Below are 24,629 nucleotides of genomic sequence, written 5' to 3' on the forward strand. Positions count from 1 at the left end.
CTGGCGGATCGCTCCGCCAGGGGGCCGGGTCGACGCTTCAGCGGCTGCCGGCGACCACTTGCAGGGCCGGTTCTGCGGTGCGCCCGTAGACGTCTTCCAGGCGCTCGATGTCGTCCTCGCCGAGGTAGCTGCCGGACTGCACCTCGATGATCTCCAGCGGGATCTTGCCGGGGTTGGCCAGGCGGTGCACGGAGGCGATCGGGATGTAGGTCGACTGGTTCTCGGTGAGCAGGAAGGTCTTGTCGTCGCAGGTCACCTGGGCGGTCCCGGAAACCACGATCCAGTGCTCGGCGCGGTGGTGGTGCATCTGCAGCGAGAGGCGCGCGCCGGGCTTCACGGTGATGTGCTTGACCTGGAAGCGGCCGCCCATGTCCACCGAGTCGTAGGAGCCCCACGGACGGTAGACCTCGCAGTGGTTCTGGGTCTCGCTGCGGCCTTGGGCGTCGAGGTCCTTGACCACGTGCTTGACGTCCTGCACCCGGTCCTTGTGGGCGATCATCATGGCGTCCTTGGTTTCCACCACCACGATGTCCTCCAGGCCGATCACCGAGACCAGCTTGCCGTTGCCGTGCACCAGGCAGTTGTGGCTGTCGTGGACCAGCACGTCGCCCTTGGTGACGTTGCCGTTGGCGTCCTTGGCGTGCACGTCCCAGATCGACGACCAGCTGCCGACATCGTTCCAGCCGGCGGACAGCGGCACCACGCAGGCGCGTGAGGTCTTCTCCATCACCGCGTAGTCGATGGAGTTGTCCGGGCAGCATTCGAAGGTGGCGGCGTCGATGTTCACCAGGTCGCCGTCGTGCTGGCTGCGCTCCAGGGCCAGCAGGCAGGTGTCGTAGATGTCGGCGTCGTGCTTCTTCAGTTCTTCCAGGTAGCGGCTGGCGCGGAACAGGAACATGCCGCTGTTCCAGTAGTAGCCGCCGGCGGCGACGAACTCGCGGGCGCGGGCTTCGTCGGGCTTCTCGACGAAGCTCTGCACCCGGCTGACGCCTTCCGGCAGTTGCGCATCGGCGCTCGCGCGGATGTAGCCGTAGCCGGTCTCGGGGCGGCTGGCGGGAATGCCGAAGAGCACCATCTCGCCCTTTTCGGCGGCGTTGGTGGCCAGCGCCAGGGCCTGCTGGAAGGCGCGCTGGTCCTCGATCACGTGGTCGGCGGGAAGGATCAGCAGCAGTTCGTCGCGGCCTTCGGCGACCAGTTTCATCGCGGCGATGGCCACCGCCGGCGCCGTGTTGCGGCCGAAGGGTTCGAGGAGGATCGCCTGGCTCGCCAGGTTCTGTGCCTCCAGCTGTTCCTGGACGATGAAGCGGTGCTCCTTGTTGCACACCAGCAGCGGCGCCTGCATGCCGTCGAAGGCCAGGCGCTTGATGGTCTGCTGGAACAGGGTGTCGTCGCCGGTAAGGGCGAGGAACTGCTTGGGGTACTGCTTGCGGGAAAGAGGCCAGAGTCGCGAGCCGCTGCCACCGGAAAGGATTACTGGGATCATGTTGTTTCTCCTTGAAGCGATGCGTCTGTCTAGGGATCCCGCCGCGCGGCGGGATATCTCGTTACCGGGCTCCACGGAGCCCCGGGTGACCTCTCCAGTGCGCTCCTTCTGCGGGAGCGCTGACGGTTGGTGCGCCGGTGTCGGGCCGGTCTTGTTGTGTGGAATGCCGGGAGGGGCGAGCCCCTCCCGGTCGGTCTCAGTCCGCCTTCACCGGGCGCTTGACCCAGACCGGCGCGAGCTTGCCGCCGCTGCCGGTGACGTACAGGCAGACCACCTCGCCGCGGGCCAGGGTGACCGGCTTCAGGTCGCTGACCTTCTTGCTGCCGTCGAACAGCGCCAGGTTCACCTTCACCGGGTTGATCTCGCGGTCGCCGTGGCTTTGCGGGCCGACGTCCTTGACCACGTCGGTCTTGCCGTCGGCGGTCTTCAGGGTCAGCTTCGAGCCGCTGAGGTTCTGCACCCGTACCAGCGCCTTCTGCTTGTTCTTGAACGGCGGCTCGGCCACCAGCTGCGGCTTGCCGCCGGGCTGGCTGACCAGGGTGTAGTAGCTGTCCGGGTCGAGCTTGACCGGCAGGCTCTGCTGGCCGACCTGGGCGGTGTAGCTGCCGGGGGGGAGGAACTTGAAGTCGCTGGAACCGAGCGGCGCGACGTCGTTCAGGCTGGTGCTGCCGACTGACACGTCGAGTTCGCTGTTGCCGGCGTTGTAGGCGCGGACGAAGGCCGAGCCCTTGGGGGCCTGGGGCCCGTACAGGGCGCCCTCGTCGGCCTGCGCGGCGAATGCGGCGACGCCGAGGGAAAGTGCGCAGGCCAGGCGGGTCCAGGTGTGGCGGCGGGTCATCGGGTTCATGGGTATTCCTCCGTTGCTTCTTCTTCAGCGGGGCGCTCGGCCCCGTGGGTAAACAGCCTTGGCTGTGTTCGTTCAATCGTTGCGGCTGGCGGCCAGGCGCTCATCGCGGCCGCCGCTGGCCTTCAGCTGGGCGACCCAGTCGGCGTCGAACTGGCTGAGGTCGCTGGCCATCGGCAGGTAGCGCTCGGGAAACTCCCAGACCAGCAGTTGCGGCGGGTCCTTGCGGAAGCCTTCGTCCTGCAGCAGTTCCAGCATCGGTTCGAGGGGGCCCTTGCCTTCCTTCGCGTAATTGATCAGGTCGGCGGACAGCGCCTGTTTCAGCGCGCCCTCGAAGTTCCACCTGGGGTTGGCGCTGTAGCTGGTGCCGACCAGCGCCAGGCGCGGTTGCTGGCTATCGCCGAAGAGGTCGTCGCCCGCGCCGGACTGCTGGCCGCCCGGCAGTGCCGGCGCGGCTTCGGTGGTGCGTTGCTGCAACTGCTCCGGACGCGGCAGCAGTTCGTCGAACAGCGGGTCGAGCGGCAGGAAGCTGAGCAGGTCGCCCTTGTGCGTGCGTTCTTCGCCGACGCGGGTGACGAAGTTCTGCGCCGGCACATCCAGCAGGTGCGTCTCGCGGATCTCCGCGCCGAGGCGCTGGGCCACGGTTTCCGCGCCGAGCGGCGACCAGTGGGTGTCGGTGCGCAGGAACACCGCGCCGTTGTCCTTGGCCTGGCGCAGGCTGCCGAGCAGGTCGGGACTGTCGATGCCGGCGGCGCGGGCGCGGGCCAGGAAGTCCTGGTAGAGGCTGTCGTGCAGCGCGGCCGGCTGCTCGCGGCCGATGTGCTCGGGATACAGGCGGGCCTTGGCCGGGATCACCGCGAGCACCAGCTTGACGCCGCGTCGGTTCAGCTCCCGCTGCACGCCGCGTACCAGTGCCCAGTTGTCTTCCAGTTGCTGGCCGCTCGGTGCCGGCTTGAACTCTTCGTCGGTGAACAGCCAGCCGTCCTTGCCGATCACCACGCCGGGGCGGCCTTCGTGGAACAGCGTGTAGTCGAGTGCGGCCCAGAGGTTGGTGCCCAGGCGCTTGATCGGGAATTCCTTGTCGTAGTGGGCTTCGAAGGCGTGCGCCAGCTTGCCGTTGAGCAGTGGCGTATCGGCCGCGGCGGAGAAGCCCGGCACGCTCTTCAGCGACCATCCGGCGAGCCCCAGCAGCAGCCCGCCGAAGGCGGCGATATAGGCGTATTGCAGGGGGCGGGAAATGCTCTGTGTCATGGCGTGGGCCTCGCTCAGAACTGGAAGTAGAGGAATGGCGAGTAGCTCTGCGCGGAGAGCTTCAGCACCGAGGCGGCGAACAGCAGGAGCAGCGCCAGGCGGGTGGCCAGGACGGGCAACTGGCTGAGCCAGCTCGGCTGGTAGACCAGCGCGCCGCTCGGCGAGTAGGCGATCGCCGCCGGGTCGCCGGCGGCCTCGCGCGGGGCGCGCGGCTGGGCACTGGCCGGGCCGTCGGCGGCCACTTCGTCGCTGTTCGCCGCGGCCTTGGGCGCCTTGGTCTGCAATGGCTGGTTGTAGAACTGGCGCAGGCCGAAGAACGCCAGCACCAGGTAGGCCAGGACCAGGGTGCCGACCTGCAGGCCGGTGAGGCTGGCGCGGTTCAGTTCGGAGAGCTGCCAGGTGCCGAAGCTGAACATGGCTTCGTACATGCGCCAGGCGACCTGCAGGTTCTCGGCGCGGAAGATCACCCAGCCGATCACCACCAGGAGGAAGGTGAACGCCCACTTCAAAGGGTTGAGCACGCGCGGCGCGGCGTTCACTCCGAGGGCCCGCTCGATCGCCAGCCACATGCCGTGCCAGGCGCCCCAGATGATGTAGGTGAAGTTGGCGCCGTGCCACAGGCCGCCGAGGAGCATGGTCAGGAACAGGTTGCGGTAGGTCTGGAAGGTGCTGCCGCGGTTGCCGCCCAGGCTGATGTAGAGGTAGTCGCGCAGCCAGGTCGACAGGCTGATGTGCCAGCGCCGCCAGAACTCGGTGATCGACTGGCTGATGTAAGGCTGGTTGAAGTTCTCCATGAAGCGGAAGCCCATCATCAGGCCGAGGCCGATGGCCATGTCGCTGTAGCCGGAGAAGTCGAAGTAGAGCTGCGCGGTGTAGGCCAGGGCGCCGAGCCAGGCGTCGCCGGTGGTCGGGTTCTGCAGGGCGAAGCAGTGGTCGGCGAGGGCGGCCAGGGTGTCGGCGATGAACACCTTCTTGACGAAGCCCTGCATGAAGCGGGTGCAGCCTTCGGCGAACTTGTCGACGGTGTGGGTGCGGTGGTTGAACTGGTCGACCAGGTCCTTGAAGCGCAGCACCGGGCCGGCGATCAGGTGCGGGAAGATCGCGACGAAGGCGGCGAAGTCGATCAGGTTGTGGGTCGCCGGGGTATCGCCGCGGTAGACGTCGATGATGTAGCTGATCGACTCGAAGGTGTAGAAGGAGATGCCGATCGGCAGCAGGATGTGGGTCAGCACGAACGGCTGCATGCCGAACGAGGTGATGATCTCGTTGAGGCTGTCGACGCCGAAGTTGGCGTACTTGAAGTACCCGAGCACGCAGAGGTCGACCACCACGCCGAGGATCAGCCAGCGTTGCGCGGCCCTGGTGCGTACGCCGGCGGCGCCGATGCGCAGGCCGATCCAGTAGTTGAAGACGGTGACCCCGGCGAACAGCAGGAGGAAGTCCACCCGCCACCAGGCGTAGAACACGTAGCTGGCGATCAGCAGCAGCAGGTTCCGGTAACGTTCGCCGCTCAGGTAGTACAGGCCGAGAAAGACCGGCAGGAACAGGAACAGGAACACGTTTGAAGAAAAGACCATGCCGTCTCTCTCTCTAGAGCGTCAACCATTCAGGTCGGCCCTGCCTTTCCGCGCCCTGGAGCGCTCGAGGAAAGGCGGGACGACCCGCCGTTTTCCTCCCCGTGGTGTTGCCTAAGGTGTTGCGCCCGCCCGCGTCTGTCGCGCATGGGTCGGGGTGTGGCGCCTGGTCGGCGAGCGGGGTAGAGGGGCGCGTGGCCCCCGGCCTGTGCGCCCGCTTCCCGCCACGCCCTCAACTTCCCCCTTCGCGGCTGAACACCCGCGTCACTTCGCCGCCGAGGCGGAAACTGTTGAACGGCTCGCGGTCCTTCTTCGCCTCGAGCATCTTCGGCTCGCAGCGGTAGAGGGCGCAGTAGGGCTCCAGCCAGGCGTACTTGTTGTCGACCTTGAGGTCGGTCATGTCCTGGTCCTCGCCGGTCTTCTCCTCGAAGGTTTCCTCGTCGTCGACTCCCTTCATCACCCGCTCGGCCAGGCGCTGCAGGGCGCCGTGGTTCTCCTGGCGCAGGTCGACGCCGTTGACCTGGGCGAACGCGGCGATCATCGCCAGCGGTGGCAGCGCATAGTTGTGGTAGGCGAGGGCGCGCTGGCGGCGCTTGAGTTCGTTGGGCAGGAAGCCCTGCTCGTCGACCTGGTTGGCGGCGACCTTGAACTCGCTCACCGCCCAGTCGAAGAGGTCGCGGCGGTTGGTCACCACCGCGGTGGACATCACCGACCAGGCCGCCCAGTAGGAATGGTTGTTGATCTTCTTCAGCGGCAGGCCGCTCCAGTCGCGGACTACCTGGGTGCCGAGCCGGGCGAACCAGTCCTCGATTTCCCGGCTCTGCTCGGCGTGGGCCGCGAGCGGCCGCGAGCTGGAGAACTTCAGGCGCATGTAGGCGCCGGAGAGGCTGCCCAGCGCCCATTTGCGCATGGACTTGCCGGTGTGGTTGAAGTCGTCGCTCTGCAGGGCGCCGGCGCGGGCCCAGGCGCTCATCCAGTTCAGTGCGCAGGCCAGGTCGCCGTCGCGGCCGCTGCGCATGTACTGGGTGACCAGCTTGGTGGCGCCGCGCTCCATGTCGGTGATGTCCTTGATCTGCGAGCGGAAGGTCTTCTCCGCCTTGACGTTGAGGGTCGCCCGCGCCGAATCGGAGCCTTCGTACTTGCTGGTGAAGACCAGGCTGCCGGTATACGGCGGCGGCACCGCGGGGCAGCTGCCGGCGCTGCCCTTGCGCTCGCCGACCGCCGCGTAGTAGCCGGGCGGGGGTACCAGGTCGGCGGCCTGGCTGACCTGGCTGGCGAGCAATGCCGCGGCGAGGGCACCGGGCAGGGCGATACGGATCAGGTGGGACGTTTTCATCGTTTACCTCCCGGCCACCGACTGGCTGGCCTTGGCGGGCGCCGCCTGGCAGATGCTGGCCTGGACCTCCAGGCCCTGGGGCATGTCCTCCGGCGCTTCGATTTCCAGGGAAAGGAACTGCTGGTCGGCCCAGTCGCTGTCGTTGCGCAGCTGGAAGACGTAGCGGCCGCCGGTATCGACGGCTTTCGACTGCTCGATCTTCAACTGCTCGCGGCGGCCGTTCATGTACCAGATGGTGTTCTTCAACTCGTGTACCGAAGGGTCGCTGTAGGTCACGTCGGCGACGTAGCTGCCGCTACGGATCGGTAGCGCGGCGCTGTTCAGCAGCACCTCGTTGCGGCCCTGGCGCAGCTTGACCTTGCGGCTGAGTACGGTCTTCCGGCCGGAGCAGCCGTTGTCCACCAGCGGCATGGCCTGGCGGTAGAAGCTCTTCTGCGCCATGTCGTAGTGGGTGGCGAATTCCCAGATGAGGATCTTCGGCGGGTTCTTGTGGAATTCCTCGCTGGTCATGTACGCCAGCAGCGAACTGTCGAAGCCGCCGCCGGACACCGCGTTGTTGAGGATGTCGGCGCCGCTGAACTCCTCCAGGAAGCCGGCGAAGTTGTAGGCCGGGCCGCTGTTGGAGGTGCCGACCAGGGCGATCTGCGGGTTGCCGCCGTCGCCGAACAGGTCGCCGCTGTCGCTGGCGCCCACCGGCTCGGTCTCGAAGCGGTCGACGTACTGGGTGGCGTAGCTGTTGCCGCAGAGTTGCGCGGCGGCCTTGTGGAAGGTGCCGAGCTTGGACAGCAGGCCGACGCGCTTGCTTTCGAACTGCTTCTTCGGGATCTCCTCGAAGCCGGGCACCTGCTTCAGCGTCTCGGCCACGATCTTCGCGCTGCGCCGGGCGCCATGGGGAGTCCAGTGGTGGTCGCCCTTGAAGTAGTAGGCGTGCTCCTCCTTCTCGTCGAACAGCGGCGAGAAGTCCGGGGTCCAGATGCCGGCCTGGCGGAAGCGGGCGATGGTCGCCAGGTAGTTCTTCTTCGCCAGCTCGTAGTCGAAGCCGGCCTTTTCCGCCGGGCTGAGCTTCTCGCGGTTCACCAGGCCGCGGGTCGGCTGGTAGACCACCACCAGCTCGATGCCCTTGCGCTTGAGTTCGTCGCGCAGTGCGCGGAGTTCGCGCCAGCCTTCGGCGCTGGTGCCGAAGTCGGTACGCAGGTCGTAGGTGGTGCGGAACAGCCAGTCATCCTGGGCCTGCACCAGGTGGGTGAAGAAGCCCAGGTACTTGGTGTTGTAGCGCGAGTCGTCGGCGGCGGCCGGGCACAGGTTGCCGGCCGGCAGCGCCTGGTAGCTCGGCGCCGCGCCGGGGTCGGCGGCCAGGGCTGCCTGGGCCAGGCAGAGGCCGGCGGCCAGGGCGCTCAGGCGGAACAGTCGGGAAGTGCGGGTTTTCATGCGTCTGGGTCCTCAGTCCTGGAGTTCGGCCTGGCTTTCCACGGGGTCGATCAGCACCGCCTTGTCCTGGCGCACCAGCAGGTCGAGGATCTGGTCCTGCTTCTCGCCGAGAACGCCGGGCAGGCTGATGCCGGAGGATTTGGTCGGGGCGAGCATCGCCACCCGGTACAGTTCGAGGCTCAGCGGCGAATCCACCGAGAGCGGGCCGGAGCCGTTGCCGGCGAGCTTGCCGCCGACCACGATCAGCGAGACCTTGGTGTCGAATGGGTCGAGGGCGATGTTGCGGTCGGTGTTGGTGAGGTCCTTGATGTGGCCGTACACGCCGATCAGCTGGTTGCCCGCCGCGAGGTTCTCGTAGAGGCGGATGTTCACGCTGTTGCGCACGCGGATGCCGTGGCGGCGGTTGGCCAGGACCTGGTTGCCCCAGAGTAGGTTGTCGCCGCTCTCGTAGAGGGTGATGCCGTCGGAATGGTTGCGATAGACCTCGTTGTAGGCCACCAGGTTGCCCTCGCTGTTACGGTCGAGGACGATCCCGGAAAGCTTGTTCTCGTAGCTGCGGTTGTTGAAGATGAAGCTGTCGTTGACTTCCCGCGAGACGATGATGCCGTGCTTCTTCCTGGTCCCGTGGACGGTGTTGTCGGCGATGATCAGGCGGTGCGAACGGTCGTGCGGGTCGATGCCGTAGACGATGTTGTCGCGGTAGGTGTTGCCCTTCACCACCAGGTCGTCGGCCTCGTAGCAATAGAAGCCGTACCAGCTGTCGACGATGGTCGAGTCGATCACCCAGCCCTTGGGGCGCGGGCGCTTCATCTGCTTGTCCATGCCCGGGCTGTACTGCGAGATGGAGATGCCGTAGGCCTTGGAGGCGTTATAGCCGAAGCTGGTGAAGGTGCTGTTGCTCAGGTACACCTCGGCGCCGCCCCAGGAGATCAGGAACGGACGGAACTCGTTGGGCGTCTTGAACCAGGCCGGCTCCTTCTTCGATTCGCTCCAGCCGGTGACCTTGCTGTCGCGGACGAACAGCATGCCGTCGTTGACCAGGAACGCGCCGCGCTCCTGGGACAGGCGCAGTTCCTTGACCTGCTTGTCGATGTCGAGGGTCGCGCCCTGGCTGACCACGATCGGCAGGCGGGCGACGAACACCCCCGGCTCGACCTGTTCCAGCGCGCTGGCGGGAAGCTTGCCGGCGAGCTGGGCGAGGTTCACGTAGCCGCCTTCGATGAAGATCGCCTGGGGCATCTGGCGCTGGCGCTTGACCCATTCGGCGAGGCGGTTGCTGCCACCGGTGAACTCCTTCAGCGGCTGCTGCTGGACCATGCGCTGCACGCTGGCGCGGCCACCCGGCTTGCGCACGATCTTGGCTTCCACCGCGGCGGCGGTGTAGCCGGAGAGGTCGGGCAGTTTCGGCGGGTCCAGGTGCAACGGTTCGGCCGGCGCGGTGGTCACCGTGTAGTTGCCGGTTTCCTTCAGGCCCTGGGTCAGGCCCGGCTCGTTGCCGGCCTGCGCCGGGACCGGCTGCGGTTTCTCCACCGGCTGCGCCGCCCACGCCTGGCCGTGCAGCAGCACCGCGCCGAGCACTGCCGCGGCCAGCGGGCGCAGGCGCGGGAGCCGGCGGCGGGGGATCGAAAGGGAAATGTCGGGCATGTCCGGTTTCCTCGCGGGGCTCAGAAGCGCCAGATGAAGTCGACGAAGGCGCGGTGCATGGTCGAGTCGGTGCCCGGCCCGTAGGCGTCGCCCGGCTTGAACAGGCCGCCGCGGAAGCGGATCAGCGCCGAGGGCTCGTCGACGTACTGGCTCATCGAGGCCGGCAGCAGGCCTTGCTTGAAGTACTTGGTCACCACCAGGTCGAGTTCCTGGCCGATGTCCTTCTCGCCCGGTTGCAGGGCGGCGTTGATGCCGCTGGTGCCGATGTCGGAGTCGTCGTCGACGCGCCAGAACTTGTGGTAGACCAGGCTCGCGTCGTAGTCCTCGCGCAGTTGCCAGGAGCCGAACAGGGTGGCTGCCTGGAGGTTGCTCAGTTCGCCGCGGAAGGCTTCGCCGAAGCGGTGCACGCGCGAGCGGGTGCCGGTGAAGTTGGAGCGATTGCTCTCCAGCCCGGTCTGCTGGAACTGCTCCTCGCCGTCCTTGCCACCGCCGCTGCCGCGGGCGTAGCCGACGCCGGCCTTCCATTGCTCGTCGATGTTCCAGCGCAGGCCGAGGTCGACGCCGAAGGCATTGACGTCGCCGCTCTGCTTGCCGGTGGCGATGCGCCGGTCGTCGACCGTGGTGGTGGTCAGGTTGTCGCGGTCGCCGGTCAGCCAGGTGGCGCTGGCCCAGTAGTTCAGCGGCATGCTCGAACGATAGTTGTAGGCATCGCCGGTAGCCTCGATGCCGAGCCAGGTGAGCTGGCCGGTATAGGTCTTGTCGAGGTTGTCGACTTCCTCGCCGGGGCGGCGCAGGTGGCCGCTGTCGTCGGCGTGGTGGATGCGCACGCCGATGCGGTGGTGCGGCGCCCACTGGGTGGAGATGTCGCCGAACACATGGGTGCGGTCCTTGTCCTCCGGAGCCAGTTCGTCGAGGTCGGTGCGGTATTCGCTGAAACGCTGGGCGACTCCGGCGTGGGCGTTGAGCAGGGTGGTCTCGAAGCTCCAGTTCAGCGCCTCGATGTTGGTGTCCTGCCACTGGCCGCTGTCTTCCCGCAGGCGCTGGCGGCCGAAGCGCAGGTGCTCGCCGGGGTAGGCGGTGAGGCCGGCGTAGTCGACCCAGAATTCGCGTGCGGCGAGGTAGCTCTTGTCCGGCTCGCGACCGTCGTTGCGGCTGTTGTTGCCGTCGTCGGTGTCCGATTGCAGGGTGTCGGTCTCGATGGTGTCGGTGGCGGCCACCGCCTGGCCCATGAAGTAGGCGCTCCAGTCGCCCCACTGGCCGAAGGCCCAGGGCCGCAGGTCGATACCGATGTCGTTGAGGGTGCCGCCGGGAGCGGTGCCGAGGTCGCGATCGTTTTCCGATTCGCCGGTGATCTTCACGTCCAGGCCGAAGTTCTTCGGTGCCTCGCCGCTGCCGGCGGCGAACGCCGGCGCGCCGAGCAGCAGGGCGATGGCCAGGGACAGGGCGCGCGGCGCGAAGGACGGCCGCGGGTTGACGGAACGGGAGCTGTTCATAGGCTTTCTGGCTCTTCTTCGTTGATCGGCGAGTCCTGGCTCTGCAGCAGGCTGACGGTGGCCTGCCAGTTGTTGCCGCGGCTCTGTTGTTCGCGCTTGAGCAATTGCTGCGCCTGGCTGCGTTCGGCCGGCGGCAGTTGCGCTTCGATCTGCCCGAGCAGGTCGCTGGCCTGCGGTACCTGCTGCTGCACGGCGAGCTGGCCGAAGACGTAGGCGTTGACCCGGTTCGGCTGGATGCCGCGGCCCTGCGACCAGAGCTGGGCCAGGGCCATGTCGGCGCTGGCCTGGCCGGCGCGGGCGGCGAGGATCAGGTGGTCGACGGCCTTCTGCGGATAGACCTTGCCGAGGAAGCCGCGGCGGTAGATCTGCCCCAGGTAGTAGTTGGCCTGGGGTTCGCTGGCGGCGGCCTTGAGCAGGTGCCGCTCGGCCTTGCGCGGGTCCTGCGGCGCCCACTTGCCGTCGTAGTAGAGGCGCCCGAGGAGCAGTTCGGCGCGTGGCTGGGCGGCGTCCTGGGCGTTCTTCAGGTAGCCGAGCATCTTTTCCAGGTCGCCCTGGTCGGGATAGTCGTAGAGCAGCTTGGCCAGGCTGACCCAGGCCGCGGGGTAGCTCGGCGCGATCTCTTCCAGCAGCGCCTGGGCGGTCTGCGGGTCGGGCTGGCCGAGTTCGCCGTCGGCGAGCACCCCGGCCACCGAGTCGACCCGCTCGCCGGGCACCCGGCCGGCCTTGTAGGCGGCGCGCAGCTGTTCGAGCAGGACCTTCTGCTTTTCCGCGTTGCCCTGCATCTGGTAGACCGTGGCCAGTTCGTACCAGCACACGTCCATGCGCCGCAGCCAGCGCTGGCAGACCTGCTCGATCTCGCCCAGGTGCTGGGCGTAGGTGCCCTGGGTGCGGTAGAGGATGATCTGCGCCAGGTCGGCCTGCGGCAGTCCGCGCGCGCGCCACTGGTCGATGCGCTGCTGCGGGTCGATTTCCGGCCAGGACTGCGGGTACTGCAGGTAGAGCACGATGAGCGGCACCAGGGCACTGTCCTCGCCCTGTTCGAAGGCCTGGCTGAGCAGGCGCTCGGCCTCGCGGTGCTCGGCGTCGCTGGCGCCGGGCTTGGCCGCCAGCCACTTGCCAAGGCGCGCGCGGGCCCGCGGCGAGGTCTGCGCGGCCTCGCGGTAGAGCTTTTCGGCCTTGGCCTGCTGGGCGCTGTCGCCGCTGGCGACCTGCATGTCGGCGAGGCCGACCTGGGCGTCGGCGTAACCCATCGCGGCCAGGGCCTGGTAGTTGCTCTGGGCGGTGGCGAGGTCGCCGCGCTCCAGGGCCTCCTGGGCCAGGCGCTGGTCGGGCAGTCCGGCGCAGCCGGCGGCCAGGGCGATGGCCGAGGCCAGCAGCAGGTGCCGGGACGCCAGGGGCAGGGGAGGGAGGATGGGCATCTTCATGGTCGGGTACCGGTCAGCGAGCGGTGGCCAGGGTCACGGCCTTGTTCAGCAGGGTGCGGCCGGGCAGGCCGCCGATGCTGACCTCGGCCGGGCGGCCGGCGTACTGGGCGTCGAGCGGCTGGTCGGGCTGGATCTGCACGCGGATTTCCGAGGACAGGTCGCCGTCCACCGGCGCGGTGTTGACGATGCGGCCGCTGCGGTTGACGCCGTCGCCGGCGACCTGGAAGTTCACCCGGGTGCCCGGCGCCAGCTCGGCGGCGTTGCGGTAGGGGAAGCGCGCCTCGATGCTGGCCACGCTGTCGCGCGGCGCGAGGGTGAAGATCACCTGGCCCTTGTTGGCGTATTGCCCGTCGGCTACCAGTTGCTGGACCACGCGGCAGTCGCAGGGGCTGGTCAGGGTCCCTTTCATCTGGTGGCCGAAGAGCTTCTCGATGTTGCCCGGGTTGAGCTGCTCCTCGGTCAGGTTGCCCTTGAGCATGTCCAGCAGGTTGGCCGAGAAGGTAGCGATCGGCGCGCCTTTGGCGACTTCCGCGTTGGGCCCGAGAAGGCTCTGCACGGTGCCCTCGCGGGGCATGGTGATCTGCTGGTTGGGGACGCTGACCACGCCGGAATCGGCATGGGTGACGAAGTACAGGTTGTACATCTGGTTGAGGATGAAGGCGAAGGCGCCGACTCCGACGACGAAGATCGCGGTGCTCAGGGTCACCGCCCGGACCCGGCCGAAGAAGCCCATCCCGCCGTTGCCGCCGCCCTGCTTGCGGGCCTTGGTGAAGTTCTCGCGCTGGAGGGTGTTGAGCATGTCGCCGACGCCGATCACCTCGCCGGCCAGGTAGGAGGTGATCAGGTAGCGCAGGGCCGCCACCTCGCGCGGCTTGAGGTTCTGGAACTCGCAGCCGACGCGGCGGCTGGCGGGGTCCACCGAGCGCACCTGGAACTCCACTTCGAGGGAAAAGCTGATGCTGTCGACCTGGAACAGCAGCTTGCCCTTGTACAGGTCGCCGGGCTGGATCGGCGCGCCGCTCGCGGTGAAGGCGAAGCCGCCGGCGGAGAGATCCAGCAGGCGTGCGTCGACGCCTTCGCGGTTGGCGCCGATGTAGCGGATGCGCGCCGGCAGCTTGACCCGGGCGAACTGGCGCTGGGCTTCGGATTCGTGCACGACGTTGACGTTGACGGCTGTATTCATGGTGTCGGGTCCTGTTCGGTCCAATCTGGGTCGATTTGCGCGCGGGCCGCGGCCCTGGCGTTGTCCGTAGTCGATTCGGTGGTCATACGATGGTCAGCAGCACGGCGACGAAGATGCTGGCGGCAGAGAAGGTCATGGCCCGCGACGACCAGGCGTTGAACCAGCGCTGGAAGCTGGCCAGGCCGCGCTCCAGCTTGGTCGGCTGGCGGGTCCAGGACTGCCGGTCGAGGCGGAAGAACACGTAGATCTTCACCAGCGCGCCGACGATCTGGTTGTAATAGAGGATCAGCGGATAGGCCGGGCCGATGCGGTGCCCGGAGAGCGAGAGGAGCAGGGTCAGCACCAGGCGGGTGAGGCCGATCCAGAGCAGGTACACCAGCAGGAAGGCGATGCTGTACTTGAGGCTGGCGAGGATCGCCACCACCAGGCCGAGCAGGCTGGTCCACATCGAGACGCGCTGGTCGAACAGCACCAGCATGGTGAACCAGCCCAGGCGCCGCGCGCCGAGCTTGAGCGCGCGCGAGTTCTGCCGTAGGTTGTTGCCGTACCAGCGGTACATCAGCTTGCGACTGGCCTTGATGAAGCTCTTCTCCGGCGGGTGCTCGACCGTGTTGATCGCCGCGTCGGGCACGTAGAAGGTGTCGTAGCCCAGGCGCATCAGGCTGAACCAGCTGGACTTGTCGTCGCCGGTGAGGAACTTGAAGCGACCCAGGCGCCAGTGCTCCAGGTGGTCGTTCTCGACGTCGGTGATGAACTCGGGGTTGGTCACCACCCGGGCGCGGAACACCGACATCCGTCCGGTCATGGTCAGCACGCGCTTGGACAGGGCCATCGAGCACATGTTGATGTGGCGCTGGGCGAAGCGCAGCTTGTGCCACTCGCTCATCACGTAGCCGCCCTGCACTTCGCAGAATTCATTGGTGGTGAGGCCGCCGACGTTGGGGAAGAGCTTGAACCAGGGCACGGTCTTCTTCACCACGCCGTGGTCGAGCACGGTGTCGCCGTCGATCACCGCGACCACCGCGTCGTCGTCCGGCAGGTGCCGGGAAATCGCGCGGAAGCCATAGGCCAGGCCGTCGCGCTTGCCGGTGCCGGGAATCCGCACGAAGTCGAGGCTGACCCGGTCCGGCGGGTTCATCTTCTCCCACAGAGAACGGACCAGGACCTCGTCGGACATCTCGACGATGGAGCAGACCACGGTGGTCGGGTAGCCGCTGTCGATGGCTTCGCGGATCACCGAGCGATAGACCATGGCAGTGGTCAGGGCGTCGATGCGGAAACTGGTGACCATCAGGAACACGTGCGACGGGTCGGCCGCGCTGCCCAACTGGCGCACGCGCCGGCGGTAGTACGGGTAGACCACGTGGAGGAACAGCATGCCGCGCAGGAAGTGCACGCCGCCCATGGAGTAGCGCCAGATGCCGACGGCGCCGATAAGCAGGATGAAATCCTTGGAGTCGGCGTCGAACACGGTCTTCGGCACTGCCAGCGCGAGCACCATCAGCAGGCTGAGGAACACCAGCCAGCCGGTGGCTTCGGCGAGGCCACGTTTGTAAGTTTCCATCATCAGTTCCATCGGGCTGGGGACCTTGGCCTCGACGCCGGCGTGCGCTTGTTGTTGTTATGGCGCACGCCGCGGAGACGGCCTTTGGTCCGAGGGCGATAAAGAGGTTCTTTACCGGCTCACGGGGCCAGGGGGCGGCCCGCTACCAGCAGATGCCCTCGGCCTGGGCAGTGGTGGTGTGCGGCATGAAGCCCACCAGGTCGACCAGCTTCTTGCCGCTCGGGGTCTTGTTCACCAGGTCGACGAACAGCTCGTCGCCATTGCCCAGCACCAGCACATCGGAACTCGCCACCACTTCGTCGAGGTCGGAGACCAGCAGTGAGGAGACGTGCGGGATCTTCGACTCGATGTATTCCTTGTTGGCCCCGTGGACACGCGCGTATTCGACGTTGCGGTCGAAGATGCGCAACTCGTAGCCCTTGCCGATGAGCATCTCGGCCAGCTCCACCAGCGGGCTTTCGCGCAAATCGTCGGTGCCGGCCTTGAACGACAGGCCGAGCAGGCCGACCTTGCGGGTGTCGTGGCTGGTGATGAGATCGAAGGCCTTCTGCACCTGGTTGGAGTTGCTGCGCATCAACGAACCGAGCATCGGGTGCTCGACGTCCAGCTGGCTGGCGCGATAGGTGAGGGCGCGTACATCCTTGGGCAGGCAGGAGCCGCCGAAGGCGAAGCCGGGACGCATGTAGTAGCGCGACAGGTTGAGCTTGTGGTCCTGGCAGATCACGTCCATCACCTCGCGGCCGTCGACGCCGACCGCCTTGGCGATGTTGCCGATCTCGTTGGCGAAGGTGACCTTGGCGGCGTGCCAGACGTTGCAGGTGTACTTGATCATCTCGGCGACCTCGACGGTCTTGCGGATGATCGGCGCGTCCAGCTCGCGGTAGATTTCCTCGAGAAGGTCGCCGGTCTGCTTGTCCAGTTCGCCGATCACGGTCATCGGCGGGAAGTCGTAGTCCTTGATCGCGGTGCTCTCGCGGAGGAATTCGGGGTTGGTGCCGACGCCGAAGTCGACCCCGGCCTTCTTGCCCGAGCAGTCCTCGATCAGCGGGATCACCACGTTGTTGACGGTGCCCGGCAGTACGGTGCTGCGCACCACCACGGTGTGGCGTTCGGACTTCTCGCGGATGGCGAAGCCGATCTCGCGGCAGACGGTCTCGATGTAGCCCAGGTCCAGGTCGCCGTTCTTCTTGCTCGGCGTGCCGACGCAGATGAACGATACGTCGGAGTCCAGCACGGCCTTCTTGAAGTCGGTGGTGCCCGAAAGCCGTCCGGTCTGCCGGCCTTGCTGCAACAACGCTTCCAGGCCCGGTTCGACGATGGGCGACTTGCCCTGGTTGATCAGGTCGATCTTGGTGCTGGAGACATCCACACCAATGACTTCATGACCGCGTGCCGACAGGCAGCCAGCACATACTGCACCGACATAGCCCAAACCAAAGATGCTGATTCGCATCGCATTCACCTCGATTGTTTGTCGCGCCGTTAATGAGGTGGCCGTATGGCCACTTCCCTATCTGGCGAGCCGTTACTACGAGCCCCGATCCAGAGCCCTTGATCCGCCTTCAGGCAGTTTCGAATAGAGTGCTTAGTTGTTCGGCACTCTAATAGGGCAAGTTATAAGTTCATGCCCTTTAATGTTTCAGGTGGGTTTCAATAACGGTGCATAACCCGACCTTGGATGCTTCGTTTTAGTTCGGTCCATAGAATTCAAGTTTCTAAAGGCCTTTAATTTCAACAGGTTGAGTTTGTCCCTCGGAGCGGAGTCCGATTATTCGAGACGGTTTCAAGTTGCTCTGCCCATAACTATCGATAGGCATCGCGGTGATAGGATGTTTTCTCTGCGAGGGAAGTTCCGGCCGTTTGTCCCGCTCGCGAAATATTTGGAAATATCCGTTTGATATCACTTGATACCAACTTGATGGCCTTTCCGTTAAATGCCTGCCAATGGCCACTAGTTGCAGAATGCATGGCGGCTGAAAGTTCCGCGTCACCGGAATGAAACAGAAGCCGCTTTTACCGCCTTAAGCAAACCTTAAGGATTCCTTAATCTTCGACCCATGCACTTTGCAATCGTAATTTGCATGTAATGGCGGGAGGCTGGTAATGGCCAATGGATTACGCCGGAGATGGCATTTCCGCCTTGAATTGGGGAAAAGTCTGTGGGCTGGGCGTGAAAAAATGTGATGCAGTTCCGAATGACTTGCAGACGAACGGTTGAGTAGGCCTATTCGCCACAAGGGCTTTTCCGGGGAGAAAGGCGACGCAGCAGGGGTGTCGGAGGGACGAACGGTAGCGCCAGGAGGCGTCGGCGTGCCGAAAGAGGAGCGGCCCGCCAGGACGGCGGGCCGGGGAGATCAGTCTTGCGGGGCGTCCCTGAGGAATACCAGCTGATCCGGGCCGGATTGCTCGGCGCTGAAGTAATAGCCGTGGGCATTGAAGTCCTTCAGCCCGGCCGGGTCGCGCAGGCGCTCGCGGATCACGTAGCGAGCCATCATGCCGCGAGCCTTCTTGGCGTAGAAGCTGATGATCTTGTACTGGCCGTTCTTCAGGTCCTTGAACTCGGTGTCGATGACCCGCGCTTGCAGTGCCTTGCGCTTCACCGCGCCGAAGTACTCGTTGGAGGCCAGGTTGAGCAGCACGTCGTCGCCCTGGGCGGCCAGCGCTTCGTTCAGCCACTGGCTGATACGCTCGCCCCAGAAGGCGTAGAGATCCTTGCCACGGGCGTTGGCCAGGCGGGTGCCCATTTCCAGTCGATAGGGCTGCATGAGGTCGAGCGGGCGCAGCACGCCGTAGAGACCGGAGAGCATGCGCAGGTGGTCCTGGGCGAAGGCGAAATCGTCCTCGCCGAAGTCTTCCGCGTTGAGGCCGGTGTAGACATCGCCCTTGAAGGCGAGCAACGCCTGCTTGGCGTTCTCCGGGGTGAACTCCGGATGCCAGCTGGCGTAGCGAGCGGCATTCAGGCCGGCGAGCTTGTCGGAAAGCTTCATCAGTTCGCTGATCTGCAGTGGCGTGAGCTGGCGCAGTTGCTGGATCAGTTCCTGGGCGTGGTCCAGGTATTGCGGCTGGGTGAAGCGGTGGGTGACCGGCGGGGTCTCGTAGTCCAGGGTCTTGGCGGGGGAAATCACCATCAGCATCGTTCAGGCTCCTCGAATCGTCGGGCGATTGTAGGGGCTGGAGACGTCCGGCTCCACCTATGCGGTCGATAGGGAAAGGCGCCGCCGACCGAACGGCGCCGAGGTATCAGGCCTGGACGGGAGCGAGGTGCGCGGCGACGCTGCCCCGGGCGGCGAACACCACCAGGTGGTCGGCGGCGACGCGGATACCGACGTCATCGCCCGGCTGGTGGTCGGCATGGCTGGGGAAGATCGATTCCAGCTGGGTACCGGTGGGCAATTGCAGGCGGTACAGGGTGGCGGCGCCGAGGAAGGTCTTGCCGACGATCCGCGCCTTCAGCTCGCCCTGCGGCGCGTGCACCAGGTCGTCCGGGCGCAGCAGGACGTCTACCGCGCTGCCGGAAGGCAGGCTGTAGGCGCGATTGCCGCGGATCACGCCGAGTTCGGTCTGCACCGTATCGGGGCTGAGCAACTGGCCGCGAATGAAGTAGCCCTGGCCGACGAAGCTGGCGACGAAGGGCGTCAGCGGCTCGTGGTAGAGGTTGTAGGGAGTGTCCCACTGTTCCAGGTGACCTTCCTTGAACACGCCGATGTGGTCGCAGACGGCGAAGGCTTCTTCCTGGTCGTGGGTCACCAGGATCGCGCTGGTGCCGCGTGCCTTGAGGATCTCGCGAACCTCCTGGCTGAGGCTGCGGCGCAGTTCCACGTCGAGGTTGGAGAAGGGTTCGTCGAGCAGCAGCAACAGCGGTTCGGGCGCCAGCGCGCGGGCCAGGGCCACCCGTTGTTGCTGGCCGCCGGAGAGTTCGTGGGGGTGGCGCGCGGCGAGGTGGTCGAGCTTGACCAGCTCCAGAAGCTCGCGCACCAGGCGTTCGCGTTGTGGATGCTTGCGGATGCCGAAGCCGACATTGTCGGCCACGCTGAGATGGGGGAACAGCGCGTAGTCCTGGAACACCATGCCGATCCGGCGTTTCTCCGGCGCCAGGGTGAAGCCGGGACGCGAGATGACTTCGCCGCCCAGCTCGATCTGCCCGGCCAGCACCGGTTCGAAGCCGGCGATGGCGCGCAGGGTGGTGGTCTTGCCGCATCCCGAAGGACCCAGCAGGCAGCCGATGTCTCCGGCATTGAGGTGCAGGTCGAGGTCCTGCACCACTTTCTGCGAGGCGTAGCCGCAGGCGAGATCTTTCAGGTTCAGCAGCAGGTCGTGGCTCATGGGCTCAGGCGTAATGGGCGTGTTCGATCAGCAATTCGAGGAGGGCCTTCTGCGCGTGCAGACGGTTCTCTGCCTGGTCCCAGGCTACCGAGCGCGGGTCGTCCAGCAACTCTTCGCTGATTTCCTCGCCGCGGTGGGCCGGCAGGCAGTGCATGAATAGTACATCGTCGGCGGCCCCATCGAGCAACGCGGCGTTCACCTGGTAGGGACGGAACAGGGCGATGCGCGCGGCGGCTTCGTCTTCCTGGCCCATCGAGGCCCACACGTCGGTGCTCACCAGGTGCGCGCCGGCCACCGCCTCGCGCGGGTCGCGGACGACGCGCAGGCGGTCGCCGGCAAGGGCGACGAACTCGGCCTTCGGCTCGTAGCCCTCGGGGCAGGCCACGCGCAGCTGGAAGTCGAACTTCAGCGCCGCTTCTATATAGCTGTTGCACATGTTGTTGCCGTCGCCGATCCAGGCCACGGTCTTGCCCTGGATGCTGCCGCGGTGCTCGTGGAAGGTCTGCATGTCGGCGAGCAACTGGCAGGGGTGCAGGTCGTCGGACAGGCCGTTGATCACCGGCACCTTCGAGTGCGCGGCGAATTCCGTCAGGGTGGCGTGGGCGAAGGTGCGGATCATCACGCCGTCGAGCATCCGCGACATGACCCGGGCGCTGTCGCCGATCGGCTCGCCGCGGCCGAGCTGGGTGTCGCGCGGGGAGAGGAAGATCGCCTGGCCGCCGAGCTGGATCATCCCGGCTTCGAAGGACAGGCGGGTACGGGTCGAAGCCTTCTCGAAGACCATGCCCAGGACCCGGCTCTTCAGCGGCTCGTAGAGCACGCCTCGGTTGCGCAGGTCCTTCAGCTCGCTGCCGCGGCGGATCAGACCGATCAGCTCTTCGGGGCTGTAATCCATAAACGAGAGAAAGTGCCGTACGCTCATCGCTGACTACCTTTTATTTTTACTGCTGGCCGAGGCACTGGCCGGCTTTCGCGAGAGAAAACGGGACTGGACCTGCGGCGGGACCGCAACGTGCGGGAAAATAGGGGAAGGCGCGATCTTATAAGGAAATGTCGCGGAAACACAAGGAGGGGCTTGGAAGGCGCGGGTTACGGGGTTTTTCCCGGGGCTTCGCCGTTGTCCCGCCGCCAAAGTCCCGCCTCGTCGATCTATCGGTTGGGCGGGGCGACGCTTTATGCTGTGCGCGCCCGAATACCTTCATGGAGGAGGCGGGTTTCGGACCAGGGAGGTCGAACATGCACACGGGAGAAACACTCGCCGCCGCGCCGCCGGCACGGCCATTGCGCCAATCGCGGCTGGGCGGCCTGTCGCTGTTCCTCGCCCTGGCCGGGGTCGCCATCGCGCTGGCGGTGATGGCGCTGGCGCTCGGCGAGCGGATCGACCTCAGCGACGAGAACCATCTGCTCGGCCTGTTCGCCGCCTTGCTGGCGGTCTTCGCGGTATCGACCTGCGGCCTGGTGCTGGGCCTGGCCGGCCTGCTCAGGCGCAGCCGCAAGCGTCACCTGGCCCTGGCCGGCATCGTCCTCAACCTGTCGTGCCTGCTCTGGGGCTGGCATGCGCTGAGCACGGCGGCGGCCGCGATCCTGATGGTCCTGGGGCAAACCGGGTTGTCGTTCCTCAGCGCCCTGGCGGTGCTGTTCGGCATGATCTTCTTCCGCCAGGCCTGACCCGTTCCGCGACTGTGCGCAGGCAGCCTGGGCGCCCGCGGTTCGGCCGCTCGTTCATCGGATTGCCGGATTGCAGCCATTCGTCGCGGATTTGCAGGGGGAGGGGCTCAGCCGGGGAAGGAGGGTGCGAGAGGAGCAAAAGGTGAGCCCCGGAGGTGCGGATCTCCGGGGCTCGTGCGGCACGGTGGTGCGGGCACCGGGTCGCGATCAGCGCTGGAAGGGATAGTACAGCGCTGGATGGACAGTATAGCGCTATGCATTTCGCATGAATCCTTTAGTTAGGTCTTTTTCTCATATTTGCAGCGGTTTCGTGACCGAGGGCAATGAAGTGGCTTTTTCCCCTTGCCGCCCGCCGGAACCCATCCAACGGCTGGCATGCCCTCGTAACCGAAGTCAGAAACGCCAGTCGACGGCCAGTCCGACGCCATGGTCCTTCTCGCGGCTGCCCAGCAGGCCGTTGTAGCCCAGCCGCACGCTCACTTCGCGATTCACCGCGAGGCTGGCGTCGACGCCGAGCAGCGCGGCGTCGCGGGACAGGGCCACGCTTTCCACGCTGAATGGCTGGCTGCCGCTGGCGAACGCCAGGTGCCGTTGCGGGGTGGTGTCGCTCAGGTTGTGGCGCCAGCCGAGGGTGCCGGAGAGCGCCAGGCGGCGTCCGGCATCCAGCTCGAAATGCCGTTTCGCGCGCAGGCCCAGGGTGGTGAAGGCGGCGTCCAGGTTGTCGTCGCCACCCTCCAGGGCCGCGGCGCTACCGCGTTCGCGGAAGTCATCGCTGGCGACGTGCACGTAGGCCAGCCCGGCGAAGGGTTCCAGCTCCAGGCTGCGCCAACCCAGCGCGTAGGCGGCCTCGGCGAACAACTGGCTGCTCTGTGCGTCGAGCTTGGCCTTCTGCTTGCCGGCCACGGCGCCGTATTGCAGGTCGCGCTTGACCTCGGCGCGGTGCCAGGTGTGCGCCGCGCCCAGGCTCAGGCGCCATTGCTGCAATTGCCGGCCGAGGTAGGCGCCGAGGTGGTAGCTGTCGATGCTGGCGGAGGATTGCAGGCTGCTGTCCATGTTCAGCGAGCTGTTGCTGTAGCCGGCCACCAGGCCGAGGCGCGTGTCGCTGGCGACCTGGCTGTCGACGCCGAGCAGGAAGCCGCCGACCGAATGCCGGTAGCCTTCGCTGCCGTGGCTGCCATCGGCACTCTTGCCCCAGGAGCCGAGCGCCTTGAACCAGCCTTCGGGAGCCTCCCCGCCGGCCTCGCCGTCGCTGGCCTGGCGCAGGCGTTCGCCGACGCTGTCGCGCAGATAGCGGCTGTCGTTGAGCAACAGGCCGGCGAGCGCCGGGTAGATTTCCCCGGACAATTGCTGGAAGGCCCGTTGGGCGGTTGCGGCGTTTTCCGACAGGAGCAGGCTTTCGTAGACCGGGTTGCCGGCGCCGAGCGTTTCCACGGCCCCAGCGACCGCCGCCTGGTTGGGCGTCTGCGCGACGCTGGCGAGGGTCGTGCCGTTGCGTCCGATATCCAGGCGGATGGCGTTGGCCGCGTAGTCCAGGGTGCCGCCGAGGAACAGGTAGTTCGGCAATACCGCGTCGAAGCGCCCGTCGATGCCGCCGGCGGCGTCGAGGATGTCGTAGCGGCGGCCGACCAGGCTCTCGACCTGGGACTGGCTGAGCAGGTCGGGGCTGTTTTCCATGGCCAGGGTGACGTTGCCGCCCGCGATGCTCGCCTTGCCGCTGGCGACGATCCGGTCGCTGGCGCTTTCCGAAAGCTCCACCGCGTAGGTCGAGCCGGATTCGAAGCGCAGGTCCCCGGCGACCTCCAGGGTGCCGATGGAGTTGCCCGCGGCCACCGTGCCGCCGGAGCGCGCCAGCAGGCCGCCGATCCTGCCGCTGCCGCCGAGGGTGCCGCCGGCATTGACTTCGACGGCGGACAGCAGCGAACCGTCGACGCTGAGCAGCCCGCCATCGACCAGGGTCGGCCCGCGATAGGTGCTGTCGCCGCTCAGGACCAGGCTGCCGGCACCGGCCTTGACCAGGCTGCCCTGGTACTGGCGCTGGGCGGCGGCCTGGTCGCGGGCCATGCCGATGGCATAGTCGGTGCGTTCCTGCTGGCTGGCACCGGCCGGCAAGCCGTTTTCCCAGCCCTTGTCCTTCAGCGTCCGCTGCCAGGCCGCGTGCTCGGCGGCGTCCTCGGCCTGGCGCTGGAGCAGGGCGCTATCGGAAATCGGGTTGCTCCATTCGTCGCGCAGGCCGGCCGGGAGGTTGGCCTCGAAGCGGCCGAGCAATTGTCCAGGCCCATGCATCGCCCGACCGAGATCCGGCACGCCCCAGCCGACGGTGTCGGTGGGGGCGCCGGTCGGCGTGCCGTCGAGCTGGGTGGCGGTGGTCAGCAGAACCTGCAGCGCCTGCTCGTTGTTCAGGTACGGATAGCGCTGCATGACCAGGGCCAGCGCGCCGGTGGCGTGGGGCGCGGCCATCGAGGTACCGGACTTGTTGGCGTAGCCGCCGCCGGGCATGGTGCTGTTGATCAGGCGGCCGGGCGTGGTGATGCACCAGTACTTGGCGATGCCGCAGCGGTTGTAGCGCTGGCCGTTCTGCTGGTCGAGGCCGGACACGGCCAGCCAGTGGCCTTCCAGGTCCGGCTGGAAGTAGGGCAGGGCGGAGCGCACGCTGGCGTTGGCGTAGCCGCTGTTGCCGGCGCTGAAGACGTTGATCACGCCCTGGCGGGAGACGCCGGCGGCGGCGTCCAGCCAGGTGGAGCGCCCGTAGTGCTGGGCATAGGCGGCGTGCAGGCCGTCGAGGGTCTCGTAGCTGACGTCCTTGGGCTGGCTGCCCCAACTGTTGTTGATCGCCCGCACCCCGGCGTCGGCCAGCGCCTGGTAGGCGGCCTTGAAATAGTTCGGGTCGGGCGTCGGGCCGAACAGGAAGCTGTCGTTCTGGTTGGTGTTGGCGACATACACCTGTGCCGCGTAGGCCACCCCGTGCATGCCGACGCCGTCGCGCGAGGCGCCGAGGGTGCCGCCGACGTGGGTACCGTGGGAGTCGTTGTTGCCGTTCATCGCGCCGCTGACGCTGAACGGCGTGCCGTCGACATAGGTGCCGCTGGCCGTCACCGGCTGGTAGCGCGAGGCGGGAGTATCCGGATGGCTCGGGTCGAAACCGGAGTCCATCTCGCCGATCTTCACGCCCTGGCCGTCGATGCCGGCGGCATAGGCCTGGTCGGCCCGCATCCGTTCCAGGCCCCAGTCCTGCTGGTATTCGGCGGAGCGCCAACTGGCCGGATCGCCGGGCCGACCGGCTTCGACATAGGCGGCCGTGGCCGGCTGTGCGATCCAGGCGCCCAGCAGCAGGGCGGCTGACAACGAGGTGGGGCGAGGGCGGAAGGAGTGGTCGTCGGTCATGCGGTCTCCACGCTTTATTGGTCTTGTCGGACA

17 protein-coding genes are annotated in these 24,629 nt (G+C 66.7%); 1 reads left to right on the forward strand and 16 read right to left on the reverse strand.

All coding sequences use genetic code 11. The features are described 5' to 3' along the window. Positions 1-37 precede the first annotated feature (37 nt). From LJF27_RS05930 to argF, 15 genes are all read right to left on the reverse strand, one after another. Positions 38-1,483 carry a mannose-1-phosphate guanylyltransferase/mannose-6-phosphate isomerase gene (locus LJF27_RS05930; protein ID WP_003092113.1) on the reverse strand — a complete coding sequence of 482 codons (1,446 nt, stop codon included), beginning with the start codon at positions 1,481-1,483 and terminating at the stop codon, positions 38-40. Positions 1,484-1,679: 196 nt separating this feature from the next. Further along, complete coding sequence (algF, locus tag LJF27_RS05935; RefSeq protein ID WP_003092112.1) at positions 1,680-2,330, reverse strand: alginate O-acetyltransferase AlgF; 651 nt, start codon at positions 2,328-2,330, stop codon at positions 1,680-1,682. Between the two features lie 72 nt (positions 2,331-2,402). Then, positions 2,403-3,578 carry an alginate O-acetyltransferase gene (gene algJ, locus LJF27_RS05940; protein WP_003092111.1) on the reverse strand — a complete coding sequence of 392 codons (1,176 nt, stop codon included), beginning with the start codon at positions 3,576-3,578 and terminating at the stop codon, positions 2,403-2,405. Between the two features lie 14 nt (positions 3,579-3,592). Continuing rightward, positions 3,593-5,155, reverse strand: coding sequence for an MBOAT family O-acyltransferase (locus LJF27_RS05945; RefSeq protein ID WP_003110467.1), 1,563 nt, complete (start codon positions 5,153-5,155; stop codon positions 3,593-3,595). 229 nt (positions 5,156-5,384) lie between these two features. After that, positions 5,385-6,488, reverse strand: coding sequence for an alginate biosynthesis protein AlgL (algL, locus tag LJF27_RS05950; protein ID WP_003092108.1), 1,104 nt, complete (start codon positions 6,486-6,488; stop codon positions 5,385-5,387). A gap of 3 nt (positions 6,489-6,491) precedes the next feature. Next, positions 6,492-7,916, reverse strand: a complete 1,425-nt coding sequence (algX, locus tag LJF27_RS05955) for an alginate biosynthesis protein AlgX (protein ID WP_003092107.1) — start codon at positions 7,914-7,916, stop codon at positions 6,492-6,494. Positions 7,917-7,928: 12 nt separating this feature from the next. Then, the gene (gene algG / locus LJF27_RS05960; RefSeq protein WP_003110465.1) at positions 7,929-9,560 is read right to left on the reverse strand and encodes a mannuronan 5-epimerase AlgG; all 1,632 of its coding nucleotides are present in this window, start codon (positions 9,558-9,560) and stop codon (positions 7,929-7,931) included. 20 nt (positions 9,561-9,580) lie between these two features. Then, on the reverse strand, positions 9,581-11,053 hold the full coding sequence (gene algE, locus LJF27_RS05965) for an outer membrane porin AlgE (protein ID WP_003110464.1): 1,473 nt from the start codon (positions 11,051-11,053) through the stop codon (positions 9,581-9,583). Then, the gene (gene algK, locus LJF27_RS05970; protein ID WP_003112887.1) at positions 11,050-12,477 is read right to left on the reverse strand and encodes an alginate biosynthesis TPR repeat lipoprotein AlgK; all 1,428 of its coding nucleotides are present in this window, start codon (positions 12,475-12,477) and stop codon (positions 11,050-11,052) included. Before algK ends, algE begins: the two co-directional genes overlap by 4 nt. 13 nt (positions 12,478-12,490) lie before the next feature. Next, positions 12,491-13,660 (reverse strand): alginate biosynthesis protein Alg44, encoded by a 1,170-nt coding sequence (alg44, locus tag LJF27_RS05975; protein WP_003092101.1) that lies wholly within the window; start codon positions 13,658-13,660, stop codon positions 12,491-12,493. Positions 13,661-13,742: 82 nt separating this feature from the next. Next, positions 13,743-15,227: a mannuronan synthase gene (gene alg8 / locus LJF27_RS05980; RefSeq protein WP_003119545.1), complete on the reverse strand. Its 1,485-nt coding sequence runs from the start codon at positions 15,225-15,227 to the stop codon at positions 13,743-13,745. Positions 15,228-15,366: 139 nt separating this feature from the next. Continuing rightward, a complete protein-coding gene (algD, locus tag LJF27_RS05985) occupies positions 15,367-16,677 on the reverse strand; it encodes a GDP-mannose 6-dehydrogenase (RefSeq protein WP_003110461.1) in 1,311 nt (436 codons plus the stop codon). A 901-nt stretch (positions 16,678-17,578) separates the two neighbouring features. Beyond that, positions 17,579-18,358 (reverse strand): peroxide stress protein YaaA, encoded by a 780-nt coding sequence (gene yaaA / locus LJF27_RS05990; protein ID WP_003092094.1) that lies wholly within the window; start codon positions 18,356-18,358, stop codon positions 17,579-17,581. A gap of 106 nt (positions 18,359-18,464) precedes the next feature. Then, positions 18,465-19,547: an ABC transporter ATP-binding protein gene (locus LJF27_RS05995; RefSeq protein ID WP_003092092.1), complete on the reverse strand. Its 1,083-nt coding sequence runs from the start codon at positions 19,545-19,547 to the stop codon at positions 18,465-18,467. A 4-nt stretch (positions 19,548-19,551) separates the two neighbouring features. After that, positions 19,552-20,469, reverse strand: a complete 918-nt coding sequence (gene argF, locus LJF27_RS06000) for an ornithine carbamoyltransferase (protein ID WP_003092090.1) — start codon at positions 20,467-20,469, stop codon at positions 19,552-19,554. A 314-nt stretch (positions 20,470-20,783) separates the two neighbouring features. Between argF and LJF27_RS06005 the strand changes: the two genes are divergently transcribed. Continuing rightward, positions 20,784-21,215, forward strand: a complete 432-nt coding sequence (locus LJF27_RS06005; protein WP_003104261.1) for a hypothetical protein — start codon at positions 20,784-20,786, stop codon at positions 21,213-21,215. Positions 21,216-21,608: 393 nt separating this feature from the next. On the opposite strand, the gene LJF27_RS06010 is transcribed toward LJF27_RS06005, so the two are convergent. Beyond that, the gene (locus LJF27_RS06010; protein WP_003159527.1) at positions 21,609-24,596 is read right to left on the reverse strand and encodes an autotransporter domain-containing protein; all 2,988 of its coding nucleotides are present in this window, start codon (positions 24,594-24,596) and stop codon (positions 21,609-21,611) included. Positions 24,597-24,629: the final 33 nt, after the last annotated feature.

Source organism: Pseudomonas sp. 203-8, assembly GCF_020708595.1.
In the GTDB taxonomy this organism is placed as follows: Bacteria; Pseudomonadota; Gammaproteobacteria; order Pseudomonadales; family Pseudomonadaceae; genus Pseudomonas; species Pseudomonas aeruginosa.

Excerpts from the sequence above, each read along its gene's own strand:
- LJF27_RS05930 (WP_003092113.1), bottom strand. The coding sequence starts at position 1,483 with ATGATCCCAGTAATCCTTTCCGGTGGCAGCGGCTCGCGACTCTGGCCT.
- algF (WP_003092112.1), bottom strand. The coding sequence starts at position 2,330 with ATGAACCCGATGACCCGCCGCCACACCTGGACCCGCCTGGCCTGCGCA.
- algJ (WP_003092111.1), bottom strand. The coding sequence starts at position 3,578 with ATGACACAGAGCATTTCCCGCCCCCTGCAATACGCCTATATCGCCGCC.
- LJF27_RS05945 (WP_003110467.1), bottom strand. The coding sequence starts at position 5,155 with ATGGTCTTTTCTTCAAACGTGTTCCTGTTCCTGTTCCTGCCGGTCTTT.
- algL (WP_003092108.1), bottom strand. The coding sequence starts at position 6,488 with ATGAAAACGTCCCACCTGATCCGTATCGCCCTGCCCGGTGCCCTCGCC.
- algX (WP_003092107.1), bottom strand. The coding sequence starts at position 7,916 with ATGAAAACCCGCACTTCCCGACTGTTCCGCCTGAGCGCCCTGGCCGCC.
- algG (WP_003110465.1), bottom strand. The coding sequence starts at position 9,560 with ATGCCCGACATTTCCCTTTCGATCCCCCGCCGCCGGCTCCCGCGCCTG.
- algE (WP_003110464.1), bottom strand. The coding sequence starts at position 11,053 with ATGAACAGCTCCCGTTCCGTCAACCCGCGGCCGTCCTTCGCGCCGCGC.
- algK (WP_003112887.1), bottom strand. The coding sequence starts at position 12,477 with ATGAAGATGCCCATCCTCCCTCCCCTGCCCCTGGCGTCCCGGCACCTG.
- alg44 (WP_003092101.1), bottom strand. The coding sequence starts at position 13,660 with ATGAATACAGCCGTCAACGTCAACGTCGTGCACGAATCCGAAGCCCAG.
- alg8 (WP_003119545.1), bottom strand. The coding sequence starts at position 15,227 with ATGATGGAAACTTACAAACGTGGCCTCGCCGAAGCCACCGGCTGGCTG.
- algD (WP_003110461.1), bottom strand. The coding sequence starts at position 16,677 with ATGCGAATCAGCATCTTTGGTTTGGGCTATGTCGGTGCAGTATGTGCT.
- yaaA (WP_003092094.1), bottom strand. The coding sequence starts at position 18,358 with ATGCTGATGGTGATTTCCCCCGCCAAGACCCTGGACTACGAGACCCCG.
- LJF27_RS05995 (WP_003092092.1), bottom strand. The coding sequence starts at position 19,547 with ATGAGCCACGACCTGCTGCTGAACCTGAAAGATCTCGCCTGCGGCTAC.
- argF (WP_003092090.1), bottom strand. The coding sequence starts at position 20,469 with ATGAGCGTACGGCACTTTCTCTCGTTTATGGATTACAGCCCCGAAGAG.
- LJF27_RS06005 (WP_003104261.1), top strand. The coding sequence starts at position 20,784 with ATGCACACGGGAGAAACACTCGCCGCCGCGCCGCCGGCACGGCCATTG.
- LJF27_RS06010 (WP_003159527.1), bottom strand. The coding sequence starts at position 24,596 with ATGACCGACGACCACTCCTTCCGCCCTCGCCCCACCTCGTTGTCAGCC.